Here is a 2,542-nt window from a genome sequence, read left to right on the forward strand (position 1 = left end):
GGTGCCTGGGGCGCGGCGCCGTACGCGGGCGCGTGCCCGGTGTGGGGTGCGTCCTGCGGGGCGCTCGGAGGCACCGGGGGGAGCTGCGTGGTGGGCGCGCTCCCCTCGGGCGCAGCCGCCTGCGGGGAAGCTGCGGGAGATTCCACCGGCACAGGAGGTGCAGACGGGGCCGGGGGTACCTCAGTGCCCTCGTTCTCGGTGCTCACAGCTCTTCTCCTCGGTCCACGGCTGTTGTTCTCGGAAGCATGCGGTCACACTCGTTCACGCTTGTCGACGGTCCGGCGCGAAACAGCTGTGCTGGTGCTTTTGTATGCCGTCAGCTTTTCCCACCGGACGTCAGGGCACCATAAGCGGTGCCTGTGGGTTCATGGCGATCCTTTATAAGCGGTCATAGAGACCAAAAAGGCGCATACCTACACCTTCTCGGTTCCACGTGTACCCCTTTGCGGTGGCACCATGACGCGGTGACCCACGCACGGCAGCACCGGATCCAAGTCGTCGCCCACCGCGGAGCCTCCGAAGAGGCACCCGAACACACCCTCGCCGCCTACAAGAAGGCGATCGAGGACGGCGCGGACGCGCTTGAGTGCGATGTACGGCTGACCGCCGACGGCCATCTCGTCTGCGTCCACGACCGACGCGTCAACCGTACGTCGAACGGGCGCGGAGCGGTCTCAGCACTGGAGCTCGCCGATCTGGCCGCCCTCGACTTCGGCTCCTGGAAGAGCCGCGACCTGTCCCGCGACTCCTGGAAGACGCGGGACGAGGAGCCGGACTGGGAGCACCTTCCGGAGGACCGTGGGGACACCTCCGTGCTCACCCTGGAGCGGCTGCTCGAACTCGTCGCGGACGCGGGCCGGCGGGTGGAGCTGGCCATCGAGACGAAGCATCCGACGCGTTGGGCGGGGCAGGTCGAGGAACGGCTGCTGGTGCTCCTGAAGCGCTTCGGGCTGGACGCCCCGGCCTCCGCCGCCGACTCCCCGGTACGGGTCATGAGTTTCTCTGCGCGATCCCTGCACCGGGTGCGGGCCGCGTCCCCGACGCTGCCGACGGTCTACCTGTTGCAGTTCCTCTCGCCCCGCCTGAGGGACGGTCGACTTCCGGCCGGTGTCCGGATCGCAGGCCCCTCGATCCGGATCGTGCGTAATCACCCTGCGTACATCGAGCGGCTGAAAAACGCCGGTCATCAGGTGCATGTGTGGACCGTCAACGAGCCCGAGGACGTCGATCTCTGCGTTGACCTGGGCATTGACGCCATCATCACCAACCGGCCGCGGGCCGTTCTGAGCCAGCTCGGTAGGGAACGTTAAAGAACCTCATAAAGACTGCCAAACACCCCTTGACCCGGGCACCTCACCTGCACCATCCTCCCAACTCGGCCACACCATCGAAAACAAGCCACCCGATTACGGGGAGTGCTCCGGCGCGTTCGGTCCGTGTTCGATCGTTGCGAATGCGTCACTGAACGTGGATTGGCCGGTTTCCGGTACAGGCCAAGAGGGCATCCACACCGTGGCGTGGGGCGAAGGAGGTCTCGGGGGTGGCGTTGGTGGTGGCACAGGAGGTGCCCACGTCGTCGAGCATGGCCGTGACCCATGGCCCTGCGGGCGTGGGGCAGGCAAGACATCGCATGCGCGATCAGTTGCGTACGGGCGGCGTGCCGGAATCGGTCATCGACGATGCCGTACTGATCCTTTCCGAACTTCTGAGCAATGCGTGCAAACACGGCCGGCCGCTGGGCGACGCCCTGGCCGGTGACGGTGACGTCCGCTGCGCCTGGCGCGTGGACACGGGCGGACGGCTCACGGTCGAGGTGACGGACGGCGGCGGCCCGACCCGCCCGGCTCCGGCCACCCCGTCGGTCACGGCGCACGGCGGGCGCGGCCTGAACATCATCACGGCACTGGCCGACGACTGGGGCGTACGCGACGACACCCGGGGCGAGGTCACGGTGTGGGTCGTCGTGCACGAGGACGTCCATGATCCGGATGCCGCGCACCGGCGCGACGACTTTGCTACGCGCGTCACGGCCCCGACGGTCTCCGCGATACCCCGGCTGGGCTTCGCGGACGCCTACGACGACGACCGGGACTGACGACACGTCCGTGCGGACGGGACCGACGACACGTCCGTGCAGCACCGATACGTCCGTCCACAGGCACCGGGTTGTCCACAGGCGGCCGGCCGTCGATCCGCATCGCCGGGTTGTCCACAGGCTCCCGTCGGTCATGGCGTGAACGGCTAGGCTCCCGCCAGTACGAGACGAGCCGTAACCGGGAGACACCCACGATGGCCAAGAAGCGCCCCCAGACCACGGCCAAGCGGCCGCAGCTCAGCGACGGAGCCCGCGCCGCAGGCGCTGATGGAGACTTTCCGGTCGTCGGTGCCCGCGAGCCCTGCCCCTGCGGCAGTGGCCGCCGCTACAAGGCGTGCCACGGCCGGGCCGCCGCGCACGCGGTGACCGAGCTGGTGCAGCGGCCCTTCGAGGGGCTGCCCGGCGAGGGCGACTGGGTGGCGCTGCGCGAGCTGGTGCCCGCCGCCA

3 protein-coding genes are annotated in these 2,542 nt (G+C 68.8%); all 3 read left to right on the plus strand.

Annotation, left to right across the window (positions count from 1 at the left end):
* The first annotated feature begins 464 nt into the window (after positions 1 to 464).
* Entirely contained in the window at positions 465 to 1,310 is an 846-nt protein-coding gene (locus R6V09_RS50680) for a glycerophosphodiester phosphodiesterase (RefSeq protein WP_317888178.1), read from the plus strand.
* A gap of 230 nt (positions 1,311 to 1,540) precedes the next feature.
* Positions 1,541 to 2,095, plus strand: coding sequence for an ATP-binding protein (locus R6V09_RS50685; RefSeq protein ID WP_442810295.1), 555 nt, complete (start codon positions 1,541 to 1,543; stop codon positions 2,093 to 2,095).
* Positions 2,096 to 2,289: 194 nt separating this feature from the next.
* The coding region (locus R6V09_RS50690) for a DUF5926 family protein (RefSeq protein WP_317888179.1) at positions 2,290 to 2,542 on the plus strand (253 nt) is incomplete at its 3' end.

The organism is Streptomyces sp. W16, from assembly GCF_033194735.1.
Taxonomy (GTDB): domain Bacteria; phylum Actinomycetota; class Actinomycetes; order Streptomycetales; family Streptomycetaceae; genus Streptomyces.